The organism is Pannonibacter carbonis, from assembly GCF_003012935.1.
In the GTDB taxonomy this organism is placed as follows: domain Bacteria; phylum Pseudomonadota; class Alphaproteobacteria; order Rhizobiales; family Stappiaceae; genus Pannonibacter; species Pannonibacter carbonis.
Map to the genome: position 1 here is coordinate 73,952 of NZ_PUDR01000015.1, position 23,591 is coordinate 97,542.

Sequence of the window (23,591 nt, forward strand, 5' to 3'; positions counted from 1 at the left end):
CGCCGCGCCTTGAAGCGCGGGCGTGAGGGCTCGTCCAAGAGGATTACATTGGTGGCTGAGTGCGCCTTATAGGCAATAGAACGCCGGGATGGAACCCCGGATTGCCATCAATCCAGATCCGCAGGCAATTGACCGTCCAGCGGCGGCGCGGGCAGCAGGGCCTGGCGGGTGCTGATGCCATCGAAGTCTCCCACACCCTGGGACAGGGCATAGCAGGCGAGGCGCACTGATTTCGGGATTTCCACCGGCCTGCCGTCACGATGGCCCTTCTCGTAATACTGGATCATGCGCTTCTTGAGGCCGAGCCGTTCTGCCGCTTCCTTTTGTTTCAACCCCAGCGCCCGGCGCCAGTCGCGGAACTGGTCCGGTGTCATCATGGGTGGGCGAGGTGTCTTCTTGAGGTCGGCCATCGTCATCTGTCCTGCGGGTGCCCCTGGCACTGGCTGGCTCTTCTTAGCATTGCTGAGATGACGAACCAAACCCCCAATTATTTGCCAGCTATTGGATTGGCGGCGGCGGGGCGATGTTGCGGCGGCGTATGCAGACAGTTTGAGCAAATCCGTTAACGATCCCGAAAGGCTGCCGTTTCAAAGGTTCATTTACCATCGCCCGGCTTCGCGAAAGCCGATATAGAAACTGCCATCATGGAGTGTGTGGCGGTTGCTGCGGGAACATTCCAACCAAGTTGCAGGACTGGATGGTGGCGGACGGAGCAGACGGCGAGCGTGCCCGCAAAAGCGGCGAACAGATCGGCGACAGCGCGCAGATCTATGGCAGCGTGCTGAAGGCGCTGGCGCTGCACCTGCACCGCCATAGCCTGTCGCTTGAGGATGTCAGCCGGAAAGCCGGGGTCACCCTGCCGCCGACAGCGGTGATCTTTTCCCGCTTTTTTGCGCTCGGTGACTTTGCGCATCTGCTTGAACAATCCGCGAAGCTGCTCAATGACGACTACATCGGCCTGCGATTTGGAGGGCTGACCGACAGCGGGCCTGTCCATCCGCTGATGCTGGCTATCGGCTATGCGCCAACGCCGCGCATCGCGCTTGAGGTCATCGCGGAGCATCATCGCTCCCTGATCGATCTGACGGATTGCGCGACTCGGATCGGGCCGCGCAAGATGGAGCTCGTCTGGCGTATGTCACCACGCATTGTGCTGCAGGATCAATTGGTCGACCGGATTTCCGGAGCTCTGGCTATCCTTCTTGGCAACGTGCTTGGTCCTGAGATCATGCGCCAGGTCGAGTTCCAACTGGCTCGGCCGCGTCCTGCGGATATGAAGCTTCATCGTCAGGTGTTTGGCTCGTCGATCCTTTTCGACGCGGACGAGAACGGCGTGAGCTTGCCGGTGGAACTGGCCGAACGCGCCCTGCCAAAACATGAACCGGCCCTGTTTGCAGCGCTCGTCGAACTGGCGCAGCGCCGGATTGCCGACCGGCAAGCCGTGACCGGGGTTGCCGGACTGGTTTGCGAGGAAATCGCAGCAAACCTCGCCAAGTCGGATCTTACCCTGGATACGGTGGCGCGGACGCTTGGCATGAGCCCGCGGGTCCTGCAGCGCCGCCTGTCGGAGCAAGGCGAGACCTTCCAGGATCTTTATGATCTGGTCCGCAAGGAGGCGGCGACTGATCTCCTGCGCAACACCGGCCTGCCGATCTCCGAAATCGCCTTCCGGCTCGGATTTGCAGCGGTCGGCAATTTTACGAGGGCGGCGAAGCGGTGGTTCGGCGCAGCACCCAGCCAGTGGCGCCAGGAAAAAGGGTAGGCACTACGGGCTCAGTCCAACTTGGCCTCGGGCAAAGCGATGCGGTTATCCGCCCCTAGGCTTGCGGCGCTGTCGCAAAAACGACATGTTGCCGGATATTTTGTCAAATGATTGGCGATGAAAACGATCTCACTTGTGTTTCTGATTGTTTCCATTTCCTTTCCAGAAGTTCCACCGATAGCTGTTCAGCAAATGCATAGGTGGTCCTACAGATATGTATACCATTTTTTCTTAGGGCCTACTTTCGACAAACCTTCCGTAAGTTCTGTGAAGCGTTCTGTATTCAAAGTTATTTAATTATCGATAAAAGCTATTGGATCATATATTCCCTTGTTCCTTCTGGCGGAATAGCGAAAACTGCAACGGAAAGCCGGTTGGTGATGTTGGTTAAAGCGACGCATCAACACGAAATAACATTTCGCGACTTGAAAATCTGTGCGTGAAGCGCAAAAAATGGCGCGAAGTGAGAAGAAAAATACAAAAACTGGTGTAATAGTACGGTTGTTGAACAAATCGAGCCCCCGCATCCACGCGACTGAAAACGCATCTAGCGTTCTCGAGTCGAATGTCGGGTGGGGGTAACATATGTGCGTGTTAGTGCCGCCGGGTCGGAATAGGTGGGAGACCGACCCAGCGGATACACATATGGCTCGTGGTTCATCTTCGCTTCAACCACCGGGCAAGACTCGACCATGAACAGTTTAGCGACAAACATCGTTGTCGTCCCTGATATCGCAGGGCCGGTCATCGACGATGAAAACGACACCAAGCTTCTTGCCATCTCCGAGATGTCGGAGCTGTTTTCCGTGACCCTGCGCACGCTGCGCTTCTATGAGGAAAAGGGGTTGATCAACCCCGTCCGCAAGGGGGCACGCCGTTTCTATTCCCGCCGTGACGTCGGCCGGATGCGTGTCATTCTGCAAGCCAAGAAGATCGGCCTGACCCTGACCGAGATCCGCCGGGTCATCAAGTTGGTCGAGGGCACTGTGCCGCGTCGGCAGCAACTTGAAGAGCTGCGCACCATCTGTGGTGCCCAGCAGGAGATGCTGAAAGAACAGCATGCCCTGCTGCAGGAGCAGGTCGCGGAAGTTGACCACGTGCTCAACTCGCTCGACAAGCTGATCCCCGTCTCCTGACGCCGGCAACGCGACATGACAAGGAAGCCCGGCCTATGGTCCGGGCTTTTTTGTTGGCGGCAGATCACCTGTACTGGTGGGAATGCGAACAAAAAGCCCGGCACTTGGCCGGGCTTTCGTTTGTCAGTTGAAGACGCTGCCTCAATGCGCCGCCTTGCGGGCGCGCATCAGGTCGGTGAAGCGCTGGAACAGGTAATGGCTGTCGCGCGGACCGGGCGAGGCTTCCGGATGGTACTGCACCGAGAACACCGGCTTGTCCTTTAGCCGGATGCCGCAGTTCGACCCGTCGAACAGCGAGACATGCGTTTCTTCCACGTCGGCTGGCAGGCTGTCGCGGTCAACAGCAAAGCCGTGGTTCATCGAGGTGATCTCGACCTTGCCTGTGGTGTGATCATGCACCGGGTGGTTGGCGCCGTGGTGGCCCTGGTGCATCTTCACCGTCTTGCCGCCAAGGGCGAGGGCGAGCATCTGGTGGCCGAGGCAAATGCCGAAGACAGGCAGGCCGCTGTCGACCAGCTTGCGGATCGCGGGCACCGCGTAGTCGCCGGTTGCTGCCGGATCGCCGGGGCCGTTTGACAGGAACACACCATCCGGCTTGAGGGCGAGGATGTCGTCTGCCGACGTGCTGGCGGGCACCAGCGTCACCGCGCAGCCGGCTTCTGCCAAGAGGCGCAGGATGTTGCGCTTGACGCCATAATCGATGGCAACAACCTTGAACTCGGCCTCGGTCGAACCCCGTTCGCCGTAGCCTTCGTTCCAGACCCAGGCGGTCTGGGTCCAGGACTGGCTCTGGCCGCTGGTCACGTCCTTGGCCAGATCCATGCCTTCGAGACCGGGCCAGGCCGCGGCCTGTGCCTTCAGCGCGTCGACGTCGAACTTGCCTTCCGGATGGTGGGCAATCACCGCGTTCGGCACGCCGAGATCGCGGATGCGGGCTGTCAGCGCCCGGGTGTCGATACCCGAGATGCCGATGATGCCGCGCGCCTTCAGCCAGTCGTCAAAGCGGCGGGCCGAGCGATAGTTGGACGGGTTGGTCACGTCCGCCTTCAGCACGGCGCCACGCACGCCGGAGGCGGAGGCCATATTGATGGTTTCGATGTCTTCCTCGTTGACGCCGACATTGCCGACATGCGGGAAGGTGAAAGTCACGATCTGCCCGGCGTAGGATGGATCGGTCAGGATTTCCTGGTAGCCGGTGATGGCTGTGTTGAAGCACACCTCGGCAACGGCCTCGCCGGTGGCGCCAAGGCCCTGTCCTTCGATCACTGTCCCATCGGCCAGCACCAGAAGCGCCGTGGCAGGCGGAATGGCCCACGCGTCTGCGGTCGTCATGTCTTGCTTTCTCGGTGTTGTTGATGACATCATCGGGCACAGCAGGCCCGTCAGCACGCCTTGCGAGCGCAGCCGGGGCCAGCGGGAGCCCTCATGCTTCAAGAGCGGGAATGTAGGCCAAGGACCGGCCTCGGTCAACTGTGCTTTCCGCTTATAAAAATCAGTGAAATCAACTGCTTGGTAGTGGCGTCATTGCTTTATGGCGGCAATCTGGCTATTTTGGCTTCGGCTTGGGGTCAGGTCGTGGTGGGGACTTGTCATGCGGGAACACATCAGCGCCTCGTTGAAGGAGGCGCTTGAAAACGGCGACAAGCGCCGTGCAGCAACGCTGCGCCTGATCCTTGCGGCGATCAAGGATCGGGAAGCTGCTGCGCGTGAAACGGGGCGCGACGGGGTGCCGGACGAGGAGGTTCACGACTTCCTGCGCCGCATGCTGGCGCAGCGCCAGGAGTCTCGCCGGGCCTTCGAGGAGGCCGGCCAGATCGATCTTGCGCAGCAGGAGGAAGACGAAAGCGACATCATTCGCGAGTTCCTGCCGCCGCAGATGGATGACGATGACATGCGGCGGATCTGCGCCGAGACCATCGAGGCGATCGATGCGGCTGGCCTGCGCGACATGGGGCGGTGCATGGCGGCGCTGAAGGAGCGCTATCCCGGCCAGATGGATTTCGTGCAGGCCTCATGCCTGGTGAAAGACCTGCTGCGCAGCCCTGTGCCCGATCAGGAGACGTGATCCGCGCCTGATCCAGAGCCGGAGAGTTCCGGCTGCCATGCGGTCGGCCTTCGGGGATCGGAGGTTCATGGCATATTGGACGGCTGGGATCTCTTGCTGTAAGACCCTGCCACTTCCTATGTTACACTGTCACATGATGCGGACTGTGAGCTGTGCCGGCTTCCGGTGCCGTGCGGCCGCCATATCTGTGATTTTTACAAACAACATCCGCAGTGGCGCTATGGCCGTGAGCGGTAGGCAGACCGATGCGCTTCGACACTCGCTTGCTCGATGAAATCAAGGCCCGTCTGTCCCTGTCGGACATTGTCGGACGGCGGGTGTCCTGGGACCGGCGCAAGACCCAGCCCGGCAAGGGAGATTTCTGGGCCTGCTGTCCCTTCCACCAGGAAAAGAGCCCCAGCTTTCACGTCGATGACCGGCGCGGGCGCTACAAGTGTTTTGGCTGTGGAGCCTCGGGCGATCATTTCCGCTTCTTGACGGATACCGAGGGGCTGAGCTTTCCCGAAGCCGTCGAGCGTCTCGCCGATCAGGCCGGGGTCGCGTTGCCAGCTCCCGATCCGCATGCGGCACGACAGGAGACGAAGCGGGCCGGTCTTGCCGAAGTCTGCGAGATGGCCGCGCGCTTCTTCCAGATGGAGTTTGCCGGTCCACGCGGTGAGGCTGCGCGCGCCTATGTGCAAAAGCGCAAGCTGGCGCCCGTCACCTTGTCGGAATTCCGCTTCGGATTTGCACCCGACAGCCGCGATGCCCTGAAGAAATTCCTCACGGCGCAGGGCGTCGACGAGCCGCTGATGATCGAGGCTGGCCTGGCGATCAAGCCCGAAGATGGCCGTCCGTCTTATGACCGGTTCCGGGGCCGCCTGATGATCCCGATCCATGACGACCGGGGCCGGGTGGTGGCCTTTGGCGGCCGCACGCTCGATCCGGACGGGCAGCCGAAGTATCTCAATTCCCCGGAGACACCGCTGTTCCACAAGGGAAACATGCTGTTCAACGTGCACCGGGCGCGCGAGCCGGCCTACAAGTCCGGCCAGGCGGTGGTGGTCGAAGGCTATCTCGATGCCATCGCCCTGTGGCAGGCGGGTATTCGCCATGTGGTTGCGACCCTCGGCACTGCCTTCACCGAAGAGCAGGTGATGCGGCTGTGGAAACTGGCGCCAGAGCCGGTGGTTTGTTTTGACGGCGACGCTGCGGGGATCGCAGCCGCGCACCGTGCGATTGATCGCATCTTTCCGGTGCTCAAGTCCGGCTACTCTTTCCAGTTCTGCTTCCTGCCGGACGGACAGGATCCCGACGATCTGGTCAAGGCGCGGGGGCTGGATGGCTTTCTTGAGGAAGTCGCCAAGGCGCAACCTTTGTCGGAGGCGATCTGGGAACGGGAAGTTTCCGCCGCGAACCTCGACACGCCCGAGCGCAAGGCGGCGCTGGAGAAGCGCTTCGAGGACCTGATCGGCGGCATCCGCGACGAGCGCGTCCGTCGCCGGTACCAGCTCGACCTGCGCCTGAAGCTGTCGAACCTGTTTTTCGAGCAGGCGCGGCGCAAGCGCTTTGCCGGCGCAAATGGCGGTCAGGGCGGCGGAGCCGGTTTCGGCAACGCAGGCAGCGGGGCGGGGACATCGAACGGCCTCATCTCCACCGATCCGGGCGGTCGTGTCATCGCTGCGCCGAAAGGCACGATGTTCGGCACCGAACGGCTGATCTGTGGCTTGTGTGTGCGCTATCCCCATCTTCTCGACCGGCATATCGAACGGGTGGCCCGGCTCGGCTTCTCCGATGCGCTGCATGCCCGCTTCCGTAACGAGATCTGCCGTGTCGCCACGGATTTCGACAAGCTGTCCGTGGCTGATTTCTATGAGAGCCTGGACGACACGTTCTACCAGATCCTGGGCGAGGTGATGCGCGACGGGGCCCCGGACGGCGAGCGCGGTGGCGGCACTGGTCTTGGCAGCTTCTCCGAACTGGCCCAGCGGTTCCCGTTGCTGCGCAAGGATCCGCCGGATGACTTTATCGAAGCGGTGTTCCTGCATTTTCTCGACAGTCTGGAACTGATCGCGCTGGAGCGGGAACTGAAGCTGGAACTGGACCATGCGGAAGTCGAACTGGATGAGGGCGCGTGGAACCGGATCCGGGGCCTGACGCAGGATCTGGCACGGCGGCGCGAGGAGTGTGCGCGCGACGAGGCAGAACTCGCTGAGCGGGCAAAGAAACTGCGCAGTGCGCCAGCGATGGCGGTTGCCGGCTCGCATTAGGGGCGCCATATGCCTGAATAGGGGCGATCAGCGTTTACGAAACAGGGTGTTTTATTGCAAATCGCATTGACTGGCGGCGAATCACACTTGCGAATCACATGCGTCGAGCTAAATAGGGAGAATCAGTCAGCTCACCCGGCTCCGAATGGCATGCGACCACGGACAGCTCAGCGAGACGTAGCTGCGATATCTCGATGTTTGGCCCGGCGGGCCGTCTGACCGGCGGCCTTGCGGGAACGGGTTTGGTCAGCCGGACGCCAGGGAGCGGAATTCGGCAACCAGACCTTACGGTTAAGTGGGACTTAAGGGACAGGCATTACAACCCGAATCATCAACCGGTCCCCGGGCGCTGCGCCAGCGGCAGCGCGCCTGGCGGATTTCGCGGCAGCGAGGCGGATCGAGTTCGGACATGCGGGCGCGACGCCGTGGCACTGCGGCGGTTCTGGAGCAGACAATGGTAGCTAAGGCAACACAGACGGAAGAAGCACAGGAAACGGCAGCAGAGGGGCAAGACGGCCCGCTGCTCGACCTTTCCGATGCCGCCGTCAAGCGCATGATCAAGGTCGCGAAAAAACGCGGCTATGTCACCTACGACGAACTGAATGAAGTGTTGCCGTCAGAGCAGGTGTCTTCGGAGCAGATCGAGGACACGATGTCCATGCTCTCCGACATGGGCATCAACGTGATCGACAGTGACGAGGTCGAGGAAGCCCAGGTCGACGACGCCGAAGAAGGCGGCGAACTGGTTCCCGCCGCACCGACGGCGCTGGCGAAGGCAAGCTCCACCCGCGAGCCGACCGACCGCACCGATGACCCGGTGCGCATGTATCTGCGCGAGATGGGCTCCGTCGAGCTTTTGTCGCGCGAAGGCGAAATCGCCATCGCCAAGCGCATCGAGGCCGGCCGCGAGGCGATGATCGCCGGTCTGTGCGAAAGCCCGCTGACGTTCCAGGCCATCATCATCTGGCGCGATGAACTGAATGAAGGCAAGGTTCTGCTGCGCGACATCATCGACCTTGAGGCAACCTATGCCGGCCCCGATGGCCGCGGTGGCCCTGTGGTCGGCGAAGGCGAGGAAGAAGAGGCTGAACTCGACGACGACGGCGCTCCGAAGCGCGCGCCGGCCGGCGAGGAAGCGCCGCGCTCCGGCGCGGAGGGCGAGCGTCCGGCCGAGGAAGGCGAGGAGGAAGAGGACGAGTTCGAGTCCAACGTTTCCCTGTCCGCCATGGAAGCCGAGCTGAAGCCACAGGTTCTGGAAACCTTCGACCGGGTTGCCGACAGCTACAAGAAACTGCGCCGGCTGCAGGACCAGCTGGTGGAAAACAAGCTGGCCAACAAGACCCTGTCGCCGAGCCAGGAGCGCCGCTACAAGAAAATCCAGGAAGAGCTGGTTGCTGACGTCAAGAGCCTGTCGCTGAACCAGAACCGCATCGATGCGCTGGTCGAGCAGCTCTATGACATCAACAAGCGCCTGATGGGCTACGAAGGCCGCCTGCTGCGCCTCGCCGACAGCTACGGCGTCGATCGCACCGACTTCCTCAAGCAGTATCAGGGCGCCGAACTCGACCCGAACTGGCTGCGCAAGGTAGCGAACCTTGCGACCCGTGGCTGGAAGAACTTTGTCGGCAAGGAGAAGGACACCATCCGCGAGCTGCGGCAGGAGATCCAGACGCTGGCAACCGAGACCGGTCTCGAGATCATTGAGTTCCGCAAGATCGTCTCCATGGTCCAGAAGGGCGAGCGCGAGGCGCGCATCGCCAAGAAGGAAATGGTGGAAGCGAACCTGCGCCTCGTGATCTCCATCGCCAAGAAGTACACGAACCGCGGCCTGCAGTTCCTCGATCTCATCCAGGAAGGCAACATCGGCCTGATGAAGGCCGTGGACAAGTTCGAGTACCGCCGCGGCTACAAGTTCTCGACCTACGCCACCTGGTGGATCCGGCAGGCGATCACTCGTTCGATCGCCGACCAGGCCCGCACCATCCGCATCCCGGTGCACATGATCGAGACGATCAACAAGATCGTCCGCACCTCGCGCCAGATGCTGCACGAGATTGGCCGCGAGCCGACCCCGGAAGAACTGGCCGAAAAGCTGCAGATGCCGCTGGAAAAGGTCCGCAAGGTCCTGAAGATCGCCAAGGAGCCGATCTCGCTCGAAACCCCGATCGGCGACGAGGAAGATTCTCACCTCGGCGACTTCATCGAGGACAAGAACGCGGTCCTGCCCATCGATGCGGCGATCCAGTCGAACCTGCGCGAGACGACCACCCGCGTCCTCGCCTCCCTCACCCCGCGTGAAGAGCGCGTGCTGCGCATGCGTTTCGGCATCGGCATGAACACCGACCACACGCTGGAAGAAGTCGGTCAGCAGTTCTCGGTCACCCGCGAACGTATCCGCCAGATCGAAGCCAAGGCCCTGCGCAAGCTCAAGCACCCGAGCCGGTCGCGCAAGCTGCGGAGCTTCCTGGACAGCTGAGGCGGGTCGCAAGCGCGATATCTTGGAAGGCCGGTCCTCGCGACCGGCCTTTTTTGTTGATCGACGTCGGCACTTAACAAGCCCTCTCCAAGGTCATCTCCCCTCGTGCGGGGATCCATGCAGCCTCCGGCCCCTCGTCGCTCCTGCGCAGGCAGGAGCCCAGTAATCGGGGCGCGCATTGGCTAGTCGAGGCGCTGCATAGCAAAACAGTGTCTGGTGGTTACTGGGCTCCTGCCTGCGCAGGAGCGACGAGAGCACGGTGGCATCCCCAAGTCCCTTCAGCCGTCATTCCATCCCCCCGTTGCGCAGGCATGTGCGGTCAGCCACAAACCCTGCCGATACCCCCCCAGTGGATAACTCGCACCCGCGTGGCCATCACCATTCCCGCTCCCATTTCGCCGCATTTGTCAGTATGCATCAGCGCATGGAACAGGAGCGGGTCACTGGTGTTGCGCGGTTTGGGGGAGCTATCGGGCTGTCCGTGCTGCTGCATGTCGCGATCGTCGGTGTCATCCTGGCCGGTGCGCCCGATGTGCTGCCGCCGAGCCGGGAGCCGGTGGTCGAGGTGACGCTCGTCGAGCCGCCCGCGCCCGAAACGAAGCCCGAACCCAAGCCAGAGCCTGAAAAGCCGGAACAGAAGCTGGACCTGGCCGAGCTGCTCGCCAAGCCGGAGCTGGACCTGAAGCTCGAAGCTGAGCAGCCAGCCACTCCGCCACCGCCGCCTACACCGGAGGCCGCGGCGCCTGAGCCCCAGCCTGCTCCCCCGCCGCCGGAACCAGAACCAGAACCAGAACCAGAACCAGCGCCAGAGCCAGAACCGGAACCCGCACCCGAGCCAGAAAAAGCACCTGAGCCGGCCCCGGCTTCCCCGCCTGCTGCGGCACAGGATCAGCCGCCGCAGCCCTTGCCCGTGCTTGTTCCCGTCGTCGAGTTTGGCGAGGAGGACAGCGGACCTGAGGCGGCGGCGGACGGCAGCGCCACGGAGAAGGCGGAGGTGACCGCCGACACCAGCGCGCCCGCAGAGGCCGAGGCTCCGGCCGGTGGCGGTGCTGGCGACGGCGGCACGCAGGACAACGCGCCGTCCGGGCAAGAACAGACCGCGGATGCGACGGAGCCTGCCAGCGCGGCTGTCCCTGAGGTGGCCGATCCGGTGCCGCCGGCCGAACCGGCCGCTGCAGTCGCGGCGGAAGCGCCGGCCGAGGTGCCGGCCGCTGCGCCGCAGGCGTCTGACATCGCAGCGCTGGTGGCCACGGCGGGCGACACGCCGGAAGTCGCCCCGCCGGCCCCCGGTGAGCCTGAGCTGGCCGCTCCGGCGGAAACGGATGCCAATGCCGACCTGCCAGCCTCCGTCCTCACCGGCCCGCTGGTGGCCAAGGCACCGCCGCGTCCCAAGCCGCAGCAGCTGGCAAAGGTCGAACCTGAAGCTCCGCCCGGCGCAATTCGTCCAGGGCGCGGCAAGGGCACGGGCACCGGAACCGGCGATGGTTCCGGGCCTGGCAGCGGGTCATCAACCTTGGGCAATCTGAAGCCCAGCCGGCGGCTGTTCTCGAACACCCTGTCGGGGGATTCCCGCGCCAAGACCGCCATGCGCGGCATGCCGCGCGAGATGCGGGCCGACGTCCTGTGCATGACGGAGCTTCGCGCCCAGCTGACCGATGCCTCACCGGCCTACCGGCCGGAAGTGCTGCCAACTTTCCGCCTGAAGACCGGGAATGTGCTGGCGACAGACCGGGCCGGGTTCCGCGCCGGCGGCTACTGGTACAACGTCGCCTTCCGCTGCGAGCTGGACGAGGACATCACCAAGGTGAAGTCCTTCGCCTTCGAGGTGCGCGGCGCCGTGCCACCCGGCGAATGGGCCGCCCGCGGCTTCCCGAGTTTCTAGGCGGATCCGGCGTTCCGGCCTGGGTCGGCGCGTTTTGTAGCAACATTCTCCTGATACAAGAAAGCGGTATGTTTCGAGCGTGTTAGGCCGCAGATGGCCGAATCAGGAGGCTCCCATGGGCAGCATTGAGGCCACCGCCAAGCCCCGCTCCGTGCAGGGCTATATCGATGAGGCGCCCGTGTGGGCTGATGGCACGCCGGTCAGGGCAGCGGTCATGACCGCGATGCAATGGCGGATCTGGGGGCTGGCGGCGGCCGGCAAGTTCTTCGAGGGGCTGGTCGTCTTCATGACCGGCGTTGCCCTGCCACTGATGGCCAGGGAGTTCAGCCTTGACGCCACCGGCTACGGCCTGGTCAGCGCCGCCACGCTTTTCGGCATCCTGATCGGGGCAACCCTACTGGGCGGGTTGTCGGACCTCTTTGGTCGCCGCCGTCTGTTCATCGTCGAGATGCTGCTGTTCATCGGCTTTCTGGCCCTTTTGGCCGGCGCGCCGAATTTCGTCATCGTGCTGATCGCCCTGTTTGGCCTTGGTATCGCGCTCGGCTGTGATTATCCGACAGCGCATCTCATCATTTCAGAGAGCATTTCGTCGGAGGCACGCGGGCGGATGGTGCTGGCTGCCTTTGCCTTTCAGGCTGTCGGCGCATTGTGCGGCACAGCCCTTGCCTATTTCGTCCTGACCTATCACCCGCAGGTTGATGCCTGGCGCTGGATGTATGGCCTCGTCATCCTGCCGGCGACCGTCGTTGTCATCGGGCGGTTCTTCATTCCCGAGAGCCCGCACTGGCTGCTGGAAAAGAACCGTCTGCAAGAGGCCGAGCAGGCGCTGCGCCGTCTGCTGAAACGCGATCCGGCCTATCCGAGGGCGACACCGCTGCTCGGCAAGGCAGCGGAGCTGGCACAAGACGCCAAGAAAGGCAGCAAGGTCCTGTGGGCGCTGTTTTCAAATCGCAAGGCGCGGCGCGCCACCATTCTGGCTTCGGTGCCCTGGTTCCTGCAGGATCTTGGCACCTATGGCATCGGCATTTTCACTCCCGTGATCCTCGCAACCGCGCTGGGGCATGCGCCCGGTCATGCGGCCAATCTCGCGGACCTGCTGCAGGATGACTTGCTGGCAGCAGAAGGTGCCGCACTGATCGATGCGCTGCTGATCGTCGGCATCCTGTTTGCCGTGCTGCTGGCCGACCGCTTCGGCCGGATCAAGTTGCAGGTTGTCGGGTTCCTCGGTTGTGCGGTCGGGCTCTTCATCGCGACGCTCAGCGACAATGTCAGCCCGTCGATGCAGGTGCCGATGATTGTCGCTGGCTTCATGATCTTCAATTTCATGACCAATCTCGGGCCCAATGCGCAGACTTACCTTATCGCCGGCGAGGTGTTCCCGACCCGATACAGGGCGGTTGGAGCCGGCTTTGCTGCCTCCGTTGCCAAGATTGGCGCGGTGCTGACGGCGTTCCTGTTCCCGACACTGCTTGCAACGGTCGGAAAGGACCCGCTGCTGTTCGGTCTGATCGCCGCCTCGCTGCTCGGCGCCTGGGTCACCTTTGCCTTCCGGATCGAGACCAACGGCGTGTCACTCGAAACGCTCGACGCCGATGAGGACAGGACCTGATCTCAACAAGGCCAGGGGCGGCTCAGCCGAGCTGCTGGCGGATGGCCCGCAGGAACAGCCTTGCGCCAAGCTCGATCAGGTCATCGGGGAAATCATAGTCGGGATTGTGCAGCGCCGGACGCGTCTCGCCCGCGCCCAGGAACACCATCGCGGAGGGGCAAAGGGCACGGAAGCGGCCAAAGTCTTCCGAGGGACGCAAGGGCAGGGATCCTGCCGACCAGGCGATCCCCTCGGCATCCAGCGCCGCGCCAAGCGCTGCGACAGCGTCGGGTGCGTTCTCGCAGTGGTGGAAGATGTCGTGATAGCTGAAGCTGAGGCCGAGCCCGAAGCGGTTGGCGGCGTCTTGTGCCAATTGTTCCGCGTCATGGCACAGCGCGGCCATGCCGGCATCCGTCTGCGTGCGCAGCGTGGCCCAGATCTCGCCATCGCCGGGGGCAATGCCGAAGGCTTTCTCGCCCAGCCAGGCATGCGTCACCGTGACAAGCCGGAAGTCGGGATCGCTCTGCGCCCCCCGGGAGAGGCGCGACAGGGCCGGCATCAGCTCCGCCAGCGCCGGCATGGGCGAAGTTCCGGTTTCCGGCTGCGAGGCATGCGCCGTCTTGCCGGCAAACCGAAGGCGAAGACCACGGGAGGCGCAATTGACCGGCCCGGCTTTCAACTCAGCCTTGCCGATGGCAAGACCGGGGATGTTGTGCAGCGAGAGGGCGAGATCGGGGCGCAGTTCTGCAAAGGCCGGATCGGCTATCACGGCGGCCGCGCCGGAGCCGTCCTCTTCCGCAGGCTGGAACAGCAGCACCACGCGTCCGCGCGCCGGCCGGCTGCGCGCCAGCCCCATCGCGACGGCTGTCAGGATCGTCGTATGGCCGTCATGGCCGCATAGATGCGCTTTGCCGGGAATGGAGGAGCCATAGGGCAGGCCGGTCTTTTCCTCGATCGGCAGGGCATCCAGTTCCGACCGCAGCAGCAGCGTTGGTCCTGGCTGTCCGCTTTCGTAGACTGCGGCCAGACCATGCCCGCCGAGACCGGTCACCAGTGCGTCCGGCCGGGCATTCAGCTGCAGGAACGCCGCAACCCGGTTCGCCGTTTCGCGTCCCTCGCCGGACACCTCCGGATGACGGTGAAGATCGTGACGCAGGGCAACGAGACGCGGATAATCATAGACGAACAGGGACATGCTGGCCTCTTCACGGGATCGGCGGTGTTGATGCCGATCTGATCCGAACGGCGCGTCCTGCTCAAGCGACAAGTTTGGTGATCCGGTCAATCTCCCGGGTAACATGAACGACGACGGCAGCTGCTGGTGTTCAGAGCCCGTGCTGCTGGCTGAGGATATGCCGGTTCATGCCGCCATCGGTCTCGATGTTTGTGCCTCGCAGCCATTTGGCCGCCTTCGACAACAGGAAACAGACGACGGGAGCGATATCCTCCGGCCGGCCGGGCCGGTCCATGACCCGCATGTCTTCCTCGACGCGCGCACCCAGCGTTGCCACGAAATCCTTCAGGATCGGCGTTTCGACCGGTCCTGGCGACACACAGGTCATGGTGATGTTGCGCGACCGCCAGGTCCAGCGGTTCTGAAGGGTCCAGACGATCAACGCTTCCTTGCTGAGAAAGTAGGATCTCCCGTCCGGCAGGTTCAGTCCTTCCGCAGCGCAGAAACCTGCGATGTCATCCTCCGGCTGCAGGGCCAGCGTGCGCCTCACCTGTGGCAGGTGCTCCGGCCAGCCAACGCCGGCAAGCGAGGCGAGGTTGACGATCGAGGCGCCTTCGGCAAGCTTCGGGATCAGTCCCAGCGTCAGCTGCTTCAGGCCGATCAGATTGACACGCAGCACGGCTTCTGCTGCGGCCGTTGGCGGCAGGCCAGCGCTGTTGGCAAGACCGTCCAGACCTTCCGGCAGAGCCTTGATCAGCGCGGCGACCTCGTCCGGGCGGGTCAGATCGGCCTGGAGGCTTTCCTCGGCACAAGCGACCGGGTTCCGGTCGACGGCGATCACCCGGGCGCCCTCGCGTGTCAGCGCCTCGCAGATGGCCGCCCCGATCCCGGATGCCGCTCCTGTTACAACGATGGTGCGTCTGGTCATGGTCTTGGCCCTGCTGCCTGTCTGCGGGATGGCAAGCATGGCCGTGGTGTGGGGGGGCATTGAAAGACGCGCTGAACCTTGCTCGGCTTTATTGCGCGGCCAACCAAGCTGAACTGCACGGCCAGTCACACGTTGTCCCGGCGATGCGAAACCACGCAGCGTCAGAGGATCAGCTTGATCGCCAGCCCGATCATCACCACCGCGATGACCCCATCCAGCACCCGCCAGGCATTGGGCCGGGCGAAGACGGGAGCGAGCAGGCGGGCGCCATAGCCCAGCGAAAAGAAGAACAGGAGCGACCCGGTCACGGCTCCCGCGCCGAAGGCCGCTTCCCGGCCGGGATACTGGCTGGCGATCGAGCCGATCAGCAGCACCGTGTCGAGATAGACATGCGGGTTGAGGAAGGTGAAGGCGAGGGCGGTGGCCAGCGTTGCGCCTAGCCCTTGGCGCGCGCCATCGCCCGAGGTCAGGGCGCTGCTGCCGGTCATCGCGGATCTGGCGCTGCGCAGCCCATAGGCCAGCAGAAAAGCCGCCCCGCCATAGCGCAAGGCCGGTTCGATGCCGGGAATCAGGTCCGTCACCGTGCCTAGGGCGAATACGCCGAGTGAAATCAGCAACGCGTCACTGAGCGCGCAGGTCAGGCACACAACAAAGACATGCTCCCGTCGCAGACCCTGCCGCAGCACGAAGGCGTTCTGCGCGCCGATGGCGATGATGAGCGACAGACCGAGAAACAGGCCGGACAGGGCGGCAGTCAACATGCGGGGCTCCGGGGCAGGCATTGCCCGGACCACCTAAGGTGGGTCACGGAATTAGACTAGCTAATAAATCTCATCTGAGATTAGACTCGCTAATGCACTTTGATCCATCCCATCTGGCCGCCCTGGCGGCGATCCTGCGCAGCGGCAGCCTTGATCGGGCTTCACGTCATCTCAATGTGACGCCCTCTGCCATTTCCCAGCGGCTGAAGGCACTGGAGGATCGCGTCGGTGCCGTGCTTGTGGTGCGGGGCCAGCCGGCCACCGCGACGGAAGCCGGCGAGCGGCTGCTGCGCCATGCCGAGGAAGTGGCTCTGCTGGAAGACGCCCTTGCGCGCGATCTCCAGCTTGCAGGTGTCGGGCAGGCGTCGCTTCGCCTTGCGGTGAATGCCGACAGCCTTGCCACATGGTTCATTCCGGCCATGGCGCAGGGCGCGCGAGATGGATTGCTGTTTGACCTGAAGATCGATGATCAGGACCACAGCGCCGACTGGCTGCGCCGGGGCGAGGTGCGGGCCGCCGTGAGTTCCGACGCCAATCCGGTCCAGGGCTGCGACTGCTTCTTTCTCGGATCGCTCACCTATGTTGCCACGGCCAGCCCGGATTTCATGCGCCGCTGGTTCGCTGAGGGCGTCACGGCCGACGGTCTCGGCGTCGCACCGGCCATGACCTACAACGCCAAGGACAGGCTGCAGACCCGGTGGATCGAAACCACCTTCGGCGTTGCCCTGTCTCCGCCAACCCACTGGTTCGCCTCGACCAATGCCTTTGTCGAGGCAGCCCTTGCCGGCCTTGGCTGGGGCATGAACCCGGACCTCCTGGTGCGCGAGCATCTGGCCGCTGGCCGGCTGGTTGAACTCCGCCCAGGGACCCGCCTGTCTGTCCCTCTCTACTGGCACGTCAGCCGGTCGACAGCGTCCTCGCTTGCCGCGTTGACCCGCGCCGTTCGGCAGGCAGCGTCCGACAGGCTGGCCGGATAGGCAAGGCTGATGGTCAAGGGGAGTGCAAGCCGCATGCTCAGTACTTCGCATTTGGCGAACTGAAGGCCGCGATCATGGCTTGCCATAGGGACCGGGAGCGGGCTCAATGCGGATCCTTTCGCTTGTGCAGCATCCGGATTCCCCATGCCAAACGCCCAGTCCCTTGCGCTCCTCAACCGCTACTATGCCGCCTTCAATGCCGGCGACACGACCACCATGGTCGCGCTTGTCACCGATGATGTCGCCCATGACGTCAACCAGGGTGGCCGGCGCACTGGCAAGGCGCTGTTCACCGAGTTCAACGCCCACATGACCCGCTGCTACAAGGAGACGCTGACTGACATCGTCGTCTTTGTCAGCGAGGACGGAACACGGGGCGCGGCCGAATTCATCGTCAATGGCACGTATCTCGCCTCGGACGAGGGGCTGCCCGAGGCGAAGGGCCAGACCTACCGCCTGCCCGCCGGCACCTTTTTCGACATCCGCGATGGCCAGATTGCCCGCATCACCACCTATTACAATCTGGAAGACTGGATTGCTCAGGTCAGCGCCTGATCCTGCCACCGGGAGACCATTGCCATGAAAGTCATCGTTGTCGGCGCCGGCATTTCCGGGCTCTCCACCGCCTGGGCGCTCGCCAAGCGCGGGGCAGAGGTCACGCTGCTGGAACAGGGGCCGGTTCCCAATCCGCTGTCCGCCTCGGGCGACCAGCACCGCATCATCCGCCGCGCCTATGGCGGTCAGGGCGGATACCAGCGCCGGATTTCAGATGCCTACGCGGCGTGGGACGAGATGTGGTCGGATCTTGGGGCCAAGCACCTCGTGGACACCGGCTTCCTGCTTTTGTCGCAGGAACCGGGCGACGAGGGCGAGCGCTATCGCCAGGGCATGATCGACGGCGGCTATGCGCTTGACGACATGACCGGCGCGGAAGCCGAAGCCCGCTACCCGTTCCTCGATGGCAAGACCCTGCGGTTTGCTGCCTTCAATGCAGAAGGCGGTGTGCTGCTGTGCCAGAAGATTGCAGCCGGACTCAGGGACTGGTTCATCGCCCGGGGCATTGACCTGCGCGAAAACACGAGGGTCACGGCGATTGACCGGGCGGCCGGGTCTGTTTCGCTCGAAGATGGCACGGTGCTCACCGCCGACCGCGTGGTCGTGACGGCAGGGGCCTGGGTGGTGCAACTGGCGCCAGATCTCGCCCGCCACCTGACGCCGTACCGCACGGCCGTGGTCTATCTCGATCCGCCGTCCGATCTGAAGGCTGCCTGGGAAGCTGCGCCGGTGATCCTTGATGTGGGGGGCAAGGTTGACGGCTACGTGCTGCCGCCGGTGCCCGGCACCGGGCTGAAATTCGGCGCAGGGATCCACAAGTACAAGAACGCCGATGCCAACGCCAACCGCGTTCCGATGCCGGGCGAAGGCGAGACGCTGCGCAATCATTTCGCCCCGCCCTTTGGCCGGATCGCGGAGTACAAGGTGACGGATGTGGTCACCTGCGCCTACACCTTCACATCAGACGAGCACTTCTTTGTCGAGGAGGACGGCAAGGCCGTCTTCGTCTCCGCCTGTTCCGGCCACGGCTACAAGTTCGGCGCTGTCGTCGGCCAGAAGATTGCGGCGGGCGTTCTCTCCGGTGACGTCAAGACCGCACGCATCTGGCTGGAAGCGCGAGACTGAAACCCGATCCGGATGGCTGGCCCATCCGGATCCATCTTGCAGGTGTTCATCAGCGGCCGGGACGCAGCATCCGGGCCATCGTGTCGTCCTTCAGCACGGCACGGTGCCAGACGACAGCCAGCACATGCAGCGCGATGAGCAGCACGAACACCGGCTTCATCGCCTCGTGGATCTCGCCGGCGTCATGCACGCCGAGATACCAGGCCACCAGGCCGGTCACCGGCATGGCCAGCAGCAGGGCATAGAACAGCCCGTGCGCCGCTTTCATCAGGCCGAGGGTGATGGTGTTGCCACCGGCGGGTGCCGGCGCGCCGCGTGTGATCCGAAGGGCCAGCCGCCACAGCGTCAGCGCGAGGATTGCGGCGCCGAACCAGATATGCAGGTTGCCGAGAATGACGGTTGCTGTGTCCGGCTCGGTGCCGCGTTTGAGCGCGCGGCCGAGATCCTTGATACCGTCGCCGAAAATGATCTGGAACAGGACGAGCGCGGCGATGACCCAATGCAGGCCGATCTGGGTGGGGCTGTAACCTGCTGTGGCTTGGCGTGACACGGTTTCACTCCTGGCTGTTGGCCGGCTTGTAACCGGCAAGACGGTGCTGTCGGCCAGGATCATGCTTGCTTTGAAGAGCAGCCGGCCGATGCAGAAGTCAATGTTAACGGAAGATAAGGCCAAGGCGAGGATCAAGTTGTCGCCAAATGTAACGCAAGAACCTGTTCGCCCAAAGCCGGCTTTGCTTCTTCGTTGTCGCGAACCTGTTTTCGGTTGACTGCCCTGCAGCGGCTGCATGGCTGCTCTGCATTCCCGGCGGGCAGCAAATCACCTCTTGTCTTTTTTGTGGCAACACGGGCATCGTACGGAAAAAGAAACACAGCAGGGAGAGACTATGCCGGTTCAGATCAAGCTTCTCACACATCAGACGCTGCAGGATGCCCTTGAGGATCTGGCGCGCCTGCGCATCGAAGTGTTCCGGGCGTGGCCATATCTCTACGACGGTAGCATGGACTACGAGACGCGGTATCTCGCCCGCTATGCGCAGACGCCGGGGGCAGTGATCGTGGGAGCTTATGACGGGGACCGGCTGGTGGGGGCCGCGACAGGCGAGCCACTGGCCAAGGAAGTCATCCAGTTCCGCGAGCCCTTCGAGGAGCGGGGCTTCGATCTCGACCAGATCTTCTATCTCGCCGAATCGGTGCTGGTGCCCGAATACCGGGGCCAGGGGCTGGGCCATCAGTTCTATGATGCGCGCGAGGCGCATGCCCGGGCGCTGGGCTTCAACCGCGCCACCTTCTGCGCCGTGCAGCGGCCGGATGATCACCCGGCCCGGCCGGCGGCTTATGTGCCGCTCACCGATTTCTGGCGCAAGCGCGGCTACACCCCGCTCGAAGGGGCTGTTGTCTATTTCCCCTGGAAGGACGTTGGCGAGACGGAAGAGACCGAAAAGCCGATGCAGGTCTGGATCAAGGATCTCTGACCCTCTCCTCCCGATCCGGCAGGCCACCGATCCTGCATGGCTGAGGCCTCAGGGCAAGGCGCATCCCCGCCCTGAGGACATTCCGGCTCAGTCAGCCAGTTCGTAGACGATGGTGACGCTGGCGCTCAGCGTTTCCTCGCCGGACAGCATCGGCGGCATGGCTTCGGCGGACATCGCGGCCATCCTGTACATCGGCTGCGGCACGGCCGCGCCGCCCTCGCTCATCGACAGCACCTTGCCAAGCTTCACACCGGCGGCTGCGGCATAGAGTTCGGCCTTGCGGCGGGCATCGGCAACGGCCGCCTTGCGCGCATCATCCGAACGCTTGTCGGCATCCGAAACGATGAAGCTGACGCCGTTGATCGCGTTCGAGCCGCTGGCCACCATGGCGTCGAGCAATGCGCCCAGCTTGGCCATGTCGCGCACCTTGATGCTGATGCTGTTGCTGACCCGGTAGCCGTCGATCACCGGTGCCTTGTCGGTCCTGCCATAGTCCGTGTACTTCGGCTGAACAGAGAAGCCGTTGGTCTGCATGTCTTTTTCGGCGACACCGGCTGCCTTGAGCTTTTCCACCACGCCGGCCAGCGCCTTGGAATTGGCCGCCAGCGCCTCGGCAGCCGTCGCAGCCTCGCTGATCACGCCACCGGAAATCATCGCCTGGTCGGGGGCAACGGCGATGTTGCCGATGCCCTGCACGGTGATGAAAAGGTCACGCTTGGCGTCGTCGGCTTGGGCGGCCGTGGTAGCGAAGGCAGCGCTGAGCGCCAGCGGCAGGGCGATCACCATGGCCCGGAGCGGACGGCGGACAGAACGGGTCAGAGGCAAATTCATCGTAAAAAATCCTTATGCTCACGAGGGGCATGAGAACCCTCGCCCCGGAATGCGGCAAGTCAAAGGCGCGTTTGCGCCTTTCCGTCCGTCCCGTCCTTCTCGGCGTCCCCCCGGGCGGAGCGCAGCGCGAGCCCAAGGTGACACGAAGAGGTGTTGCTCATATGCGGCATATGCCGTCGCGTGGTGAATGCACCTTGCTCCGTGTCACCCCGGGCGGAGCGCAGCGCAGACCCGGGGCCTACTCGTTCGCAGAGCAGCAGAGACTGGCAGGGTCGCACCACAGGCTGCGGAGAGGTCGCGCGATGCCTGCCGCAGCGCTGCTGCACGCATCGCATCGCTCTGCAAGCGAGTAGACCCCGGCTCGGCGCTTCGCTTGGCCGGGGTGACATCCGTGGGCGTATCGAGACCGGTGGATGCAGGCCCCGCTCACCTCAGCACTGCCTCAGTCGCGCACGGATGCCGCTTTCTCCCCGTTGGCCTCGACATGCTGCAACGGCAGGCCGACATTGCCATCGGCGGACAGGAGCACGGCAATCGGCCGCGTCTGCGGGATCTGGGCGCAGATGATCAGGATCACCACCGTCAGCGGCACGCAGAGCACCATGCCCGTAACGCCCCAGATCGCGCCCCAGAAGGCCAGCGACAACAGGATGACGAGGCCGGAGAGGTTGAGGCTCGCCCCCATCAGGCGCGGCTCAACCAGATTGCCGAGCAGAAACTGGATCAGGCCGAGACCGATGGAGATGACGAGGAAGGGGCCGTAGGTGTCGAAGAACACCAGCGCCAGCAGGCTCGGGAAGATGACGCTGATCAGCGAACCGAAGGTGGGTATGTAGTTGAGCAGAAAGGCAATAAAGCCGAACAGCGCCGCATAGGGAAGGCCAAGCAGCGTCAGCAGCGCGGTTGTCAGCAGGCCGGTGGCGAGGCTCACGCCTGTCTTGATGCCGAAGTAATGCAGCACCCGGCGGTTGATCTCCGCGCGGATGGCAAAGGCCGCCTCGGCGCGTTCCGGGGTTTCGAACAGGGCGGCGTATTTGCTGTTGAAAGTCGACTGCTCGATCAGGAGGAACAGCACATAGATGAACACCAGCGAGGCGGAACCGGCCATTGTTGTGATGAAGCTGGCCGCCTGGGTGACCAGCTGGGTCAGCGAGGTCTGCGGGAACAGGTCGCGGGTCTGCAAGGGTTCGCGGAGGCCCGCCATCTCCGACAGGTTGGCAAAAACCTGGTCCAGCCGCGCCTGATAGCCCGGCGCATCGCGCGCCAGCTGCGTCAGGTTGGCGGCGACCAGATCGAACACGAACATGGCAGCGGCAAAGATGATCACCAGTGCGATCAGCAGCGCCGGCAGGGCTGGCAGCCGCAAGTGGCCGAGCGGCACGGCGCGCAGGCCGCTCGCCAGCGCATTGATCAGATACCAGACGATCAGCGCCGTCACGAAAGGCAGCAGCAGCGCCCGCCCGACGACCAGCAGCCAGCCGACGAGGCAGACCAGGACAAGGGCGAGCGTGATATTGAGCAGGGAGTTTCGCATCAGGGCCCGCGCTTGCATCTTCGTTCTTGCGCCACCCTGCACGCGACGGGCACCGGCTTGCAAGGGGGGCATGCAGCCGTCAGGCCGGGACGGACGGCAAGTCCACAGCGCCCGGCAGCGCAAAGGCTGCAGGGCAGCCACCGCTTTGCGGCCCGGACCATCCCGCACAACCCCGCCGCTCACCTCTTGCCCGACACGGCAAGCCTGGTGTACCAGAAGGCTCCGCCTTCGGCGCAGGGCCTGTAGCTCAATGGTTAGAGCCGTCCGCTCATAACGGATTGGTTGGGGGTTCGAGTCCCTCCGGGCCCACCACCATCCTGAAATCTGGATTTCAGTATTTTTTAGGTACCCATTTTCCAGTGTACACCTCAGAGTACACACGACCGTACACATCGCGGCCCACTGAAAGGGTTCGTTATGTATCTTTGGCGACGGTCTTCGGGATTCACCTTCCAGCAACGGGTCCCGGTTAAGTTTCGGCAAAAATTTGGGTCGTCTCCCATCAGAATCAGTCTCGGCCCGATTGCCGCAGAGGAAGCACGTCGTCGTGCTAGGATTCTGGCGGGGGTGATGACCGAGAAGATCGAGGAGCCGACCATGACGCGAGAAATTCTTTCTTCGACGTTAAGAACGCTTGCGACGGAACTCGGTGACATCAGGAAGGAGGCGGCGATGCTGCATCCGAAACTGAGCACTCTTGATCTGGCAAAACGCTCGGACTTGTACGACAAACACCCGGAGCGGCGCGCTGATTGGGAGCAGTTTCCGTTAGATCCAGTTCCCGACCGCTACAGGCAATCGCTTCAGACGCATTCGCAGTTAACATCGCTCCGGCAAAGGCTTGATCGTGTGTCGGAGGCTTTGGCTAAGGACACGATCGCATGGCAGTCTGAGCGTGAGACGTATGAATCTGTGGTTCGCGCGCTCGGATCTATCTAAGCTACCCCCGGAAAATCGGACAGTGACGGAAGCTACGATCTGACGTCTGCTGGTCTCCAAGAACGAGGAGATCAGGACATGAAGAAACGCAGGAACCATGATGCTGGGTTCAAGGCCCGCGTGGCGCTGGAGGCCGT

Annotated in this window: 20 protein-coding genes, 1 tRNA gene and 1 pseudogene; 14 read left to right on the forward strand and 8 right to left on the reverse strand. The window is 63.4% G+C overall.

What is annotated here, in order from left to right:
• Positions 1–107: 107 nt before the first annotated feature.
• Entirely contained in the window at positions 108–410 is a 303-nt protein-coding gene (locus tag C8348_RS18525) for a helix-turn-helix domain-containing protein (protein WP_244294055.1), read from the reverse strand.
• Positions 411–700: 290 nt separating this feature from the next.
• On the opposite strand from C8348_RS18525, the gene C8348_RS18530 reads away from it, so the two are divergent.
• On the forward strand, positions 701–1,762 hold the full coding sequence (locus C8348_RS18530; RefSeq protein ID WP_198647130.1) for an AraC family transcriptional regulator: 1,062 nt from the start codon (positions 701–703) through the stop codon (positions 1,760–1,762).
• Positions 1,763–2,454: 692 nt separating this feature from the next.
• Entirely contained in the window at positions 2,455–2,898 is a 444-nt protein-coding gene (locus C8348_RS18535; RefSeq protein WP_106754782.1) for a MerR family transcriptional regulator, read from the forward strand.
• Positions 2,899–3,039: 141 nt separating this feature from the next.
• Here C8348_RS18535 and carA read toward each other — a convergent pair whose 3' ends face one another.
• Positions 3,040–4,230 (reverse strand): glutamine-hydrolyzing carbamoyl-phosphate synthase small subunit, encoded by a 1,191-nt coding sequence (carA, locus tag C8348_RS18540; protein ID WP_106754783.1) that lies wholly within the window; start codon positions 4,228–4,230, stop codon positions 3,040–3,042.
• Between the two features lie 259 nt (positions 4,231–4,489).
• Here carA and C8348_RS18545 point away from each other — a divergent pair, with 259 nt between their 5' ends.
• The 5 genes from C8348_RS18545 to C8348_RS18565 all read left to right on the forward strand — a co-directional run bounded on the left by C8348_RS18545 (position 4,490) and on the right by C8348_RS18565 (position 13,179).
• Positions 4,490–4,963 carry a GatB/YqeY domain-containing protein gene (locus C8348_RS18545; protein ID WP_106754784.1) on the forward strand — a complete coding sequence of 158 codons (474 nt, stop codon included), beginning with the start codon at positions 4,490–4,492 and terminating at the stop codon, positions 4,961–4,963.
• Between the two features lie 245 nt (positions 4,964–5,208).
• A complete protein-coding gene (dnaG, locus tag C8348_RS18550) occupies positions 5,209–7,212 on the forward strand; it encodes a DNA primase (protein ID WP_106754785.1) in 2,004 nt (667 codons plus the stop codon).
• 454 nt (positions 7,213–7,666) lie between these two features.
• On the forward strand, positions 7,667–9,688 hold the full coding sequence (gene rpoD / locus C8348_RS18555; protein ID WP_106754786.1) for an RNA polymerase sigma factor RpoD: 2,022 nt from the start codon (positions 7,667–7,669) through the stop codon (positions 9,686–9,688).
• Between the two features lie 424 nt (positions 9,689–10,112).
• Positions 10,113–11,570 carry a DUF930 domain-containing protein gene (locus C8348_RS18560; protein ID WP_106754787.1) on the forward strand — a complete coding sequence of 486 codons (1,458 nt, stop codon included), beginning with the start codon at positions 10,113–10,115 and terminating at the stop codon, positions 11,568–11,570.
• A 115-nt stretch (positions 11,571–11,685) separates the two neighbouring features.
• Positions 11,686–13,179, forward strand: coding sequence for an MFS transporter (locus C8348_RS18565; RefSeq protein WP_198647131.1), 1,494 nt, complete (start codon positions 11,686–11,688; stop codon positions 13,177–13,179).
• A 22-nt stretch (positions 13,180–13,201) separates the two neighbouring features.
• On the opposite strand, the gene C8348_RS18570 is transcribed toward C8348_RS18565, so the two are convergent.
• The 3 genes from C8348_RS18570 to C8348_RS18580 form a co-directional block, all read right to left on the reverse strand.
• A complete protein-coding gene (locus tag C8348_RS18570; protein WP_106754788.1) occupies positions 13,202–14,353 on the reverse strand; it encodes an amidohydrolase in 1,152 nt (383 codons plus the stop codon).
• A 130-nt stretch (positions 14,354–14,483) separates the two neighbouring features.
• Positions 14,484–15,260 carry a coniferyl-alcohol dehydrogenase gene (locus tag C8348_RS18575; RefSeq protein ID WP_106754811.1) on the reverse strand — a complete coding sequence of 259 codons (777 nt, stop codon included), beginning with the start codon at positions 15,258–15,260 and terminating at the stop codon, positions 14,484–14,486.
• Positions 15,261–15,421: 161 nt separating this feature from the next.
• On the reverse strand, positions 15,422–16,021 hold the full coding sequence (locus C8348_RS18580; RefSeq protein WP_106754789.1) for a LysE/ArgO family amino acid transporter: 600 nt from the start codon (positions 16,019–16,021) through the stop codon (positions 15,422–15,424).
• 92 nt (positions 16,022–16,113) lie between these two features.
• On the opposite strand from C8348_RS18580, the gene C8348_RS18585 reads away from it, so the two are divergent.
• The 3 genes from C8348_RS18585 to C8348_RS18595 all read left to right on the forward strand — a co-directional run bounded on the left by C8348_RS18585 (position 16,114) and on the right by C8348_RS18595 (position 18,678).
• On the forward strand, positions 16,114–16,998 hold the full coding sequence (locus C8348_RS18585; RefSeq protein WP_106754790.1) for a LysR family transcriptional regulator ArgP: 885 nt from the start codon (positions 16,114–16,116) through the stop codon (positions 16,996–16,998).
• A gap of 144 nt (positions 16,999–17,142) precedes the next feature.
• Positions 17,143–17,553: a ketosteroid isomerase-related protein gene (locus C8348_RS18590; RefSeq protein ID WP_106754791.1), complete on the forward strand. Its 411-nt coding sequence runs from the start codon at positions 17,143–17,145 to the stop codon at positions 17,551–17,553.
• Between the two features lie 24 nt (positions 17,554–17,577).
• Entirely contained in the window at positions 17,578–18,678 is a 1,101-nt protein-coding gene (locus tag C8348_RS18595; RefSeq protein ID WP_106754792.1) for an NAD(P)/FAD-dependent oxidoreductase, read from the forward strand.
• Between the two features lie 49 nt (positions 18,679–18,727).
• Here C8348_RS18595 and C8348_RS18600 read toward each other — a convergent pair whose 3' ends face one another.
• Complete coding sequence (locus tag C8348_RS18600) at positions 18,728–19,228, reverse strand: cytochrome b (protein WP_198647132.1); 501 nt, start codon at positions 19,226–19,228, stop codon at positions 18,728–18,730.
• 334 nt (positions 19,229–19,562) lie between these two features.
• Here C8348_RS18600 and C8348_RS18605 point away from each other — a divergent pair, with 334 nt between their 5' ends.
• Positions 19,563–20,150, forward strand: a complete 588-nt coding sequence (locus C8348_RS18605) for a GNAT family N-acetyltransferase (RefSeq protein WP_106754793.1) — start codon at positions 19,563–19,565, stop codon at positions 20,148–20,150.
• Positions 20,151–20,237: 87 nt separating this feature from the next.
• On the opposite strand, the gene C8348_RS18610 is transcribed toward C8348_RS18605, so the two are convergent.
• Positions 20,238–20,981, reverse strand: a complete 744-nt coding sequence (locus C8348_RS18610) for an SIMPL domain-containing protein (RefSeq protein WP_106754794.1) — start codon at positions 20,979–20,981, stop codon at positions 20,238–20,240.
• A 442-nt stretch (positions 20,982–21,423) separates the two neighbouring features.
• A complete protein-coding gene (locus C8348_RS18615) occupies positions 21,424–22,515 on the reverse strand; it encodes an AI-2E family transporter (RefSeq protein ID WP_157950462.1) in 1,092 nt (363 codons plus the stop codon).
• Between the two features lie 236 nt (positions 22,516–22,751).
• Here C8348_RS18615 and C8348_RS18620 point away from each other — a divergent pair.
• The 3 genes and pseudogenes from C8348_RS18620 (at position 22,752) to C8348_RS18625 (ending at position 23,454) form a co-directional block, all read left to right on the forward strand.
• Positions 22,752–22,827, forward strand: a tRNA-Ile gene (locus C8348_RS18620).
• Positions 22,828–22,932: 105 nt separating this feature from the next.
• Positions 22,933–23,073: pseudogene (locus C8348_RS22620) on the forward strand (DUF6538 domain-containing protein); the annotation flags it as partial.
• A gap of 12 nt (positions 23,074–23,085) precedes the next feature.
• Positions 23,086–23,454 carry a hypothetical protein gene (locus tag C8348_RS18625; RefSeq protein ID WP_106754796.1) on the forward strand — a complete coding sequence of 123 codons (369 nt, stop codon included), beginning with the start codon at positions 23,086–23,088 and terminating at the stop codon, positions 23,452–23,454.
• Positions 23,455–23,591 lie beyond the last annotated feature (137 nt).

What these genes read in the sequence shown, in the direction of transcription:
- C8348_RS18525 (WP_244294055.1), bottom strand. Translation starts at nt 410, where the DNA reads ATGGCCGACCTCAAGAAGACACCTCGCCCACCCATGATGACACCGGAC.
- C8348_RS18535 (WP_106754782.1), top strand. Translation starts at nt 2,455, where the DNA reads ATGAACAGTTTAGCGACAAACATCGTTGTCGTCCCTGATATCGCAGGG.
- carA (WP_106754783.1), bottom strand. Translation starts at nt 4,230, where the DNA reads ATGACGACCGCAGACGCGTGGGCCATTCCGCCTGCCACGGCGCTTCTG.
- C8348_RS18545 (WP_106754784.1), top strand. Translation starts at nt 4,490, where the DNA reads ATGCGGGAACACATCAGCGCCTCGTTGAAGGAGGCGCTTGAAAACGGC.
- dnaG (WP_106754785.1), top strand. Translation starts at nt 5,209, where the DNA reads ATGCGCTTCGACACTCGCTTGCTCGATGAAATCAAGGCCCGTCTGTCC.
- rpoD (WP_106754786.1), top strand. Translation starts at nt 7,667, where the DNA reads ATGGTAGCTAAGGCAACACAGACGGAAGAAGCACAGGAAACGGCAGCA.
- C8348_RS18560 (WP_106754787.1), top strand. Translation starts at nt 10,113, where the DNA reads ATGGAACAGGAGCGGGTCACTGGTGTTGCGCGGTTTGGGGGAGCTATC.
- C8348_RS18565 (WP_198647131.1), top strand. Translation starts at nt 11,686, where the DNA reads ATGGGCAGCATTGAGGCCACCGCCAAGCCCCGCTCCGTGCAGGGCTAT.
- C8348_RS18570 (WP_106754788.1), bottom strand. Translation starts at nt 14,353, where the DNA reads ATGTCCCTGTTCGTCTATGATTATCCGCGTCTCGTTGCCCTGCGTCAC.
- C8348_RS18575 (WP_106754811.1), bottom strand. Translation starts at nt 15,260, where the DNA reads ATGACCAGACGCACCATCGTTGTAACAGGAGCGGCATCCGGGATCGGG.
- C8348_RS18580 (WP_106754789.1), bottom strand. Translation starts at nt 16,021, where the DNA reads ATGTTGACTGCCGCCCTGTCCGGCCTGTTTCTCGGTCTGTCGCTCATC.
- C8348_RS18585 (WP_106754790.1), top strand. Translation starts at nt 16,114, where the DNA reads ATGCACTTTGATCCATCCCATCTGGCCGCCCTGGCGGCGATCCTGCGC.
- C8348_RS18590 (WP_106754791.1), top strand. Translation starts at nt 17,143, where the DNA reads ATGCCAAACGCCCAGTCCCTTGCGCTCCTCAACCGCTACTATGCCGCC.
- C8348_RS18595 (WP_106754792.1), top strand. Translation starts at nt 17,578, where the DNA reads ATGAAAGTCATCGTTGTCGGCGCCGGCATTTCCGGGCTCTCCACCGCC.
- C8348_RS18605 (WP_106754793.1), top strand. Translation starts at nt 19,563, where the DNA reads ATGCCGGTTCAGATCAAGCTTCTCACACATCAGACGCTGCAGGATGCC.
- C8348_RS18610 (WP_106754794.1), bottom strand. Translation starts at nt 20,981, where the DNA reads ATGAATTTGCCTCTGACCCGTTCTGTCCGCCGTCCGCTCCGGGCCATG.
- C8348_RS18615 (WP_157950462.1), bottom strand. Translation starts at nt 22,515, where the DNA reads ATGCGAAACTCCCTGCTCAATATCACGCTCGCCCTTGTCCTGGTCTGC.
- C8348_RS18625 (WP_106754796.1), top strand. Translation starts at nt 23,086, where the DNA reads ATGACCGAGAAGATCGAGGAGCCGACCATGACGCGAGAAATTCTTTCT.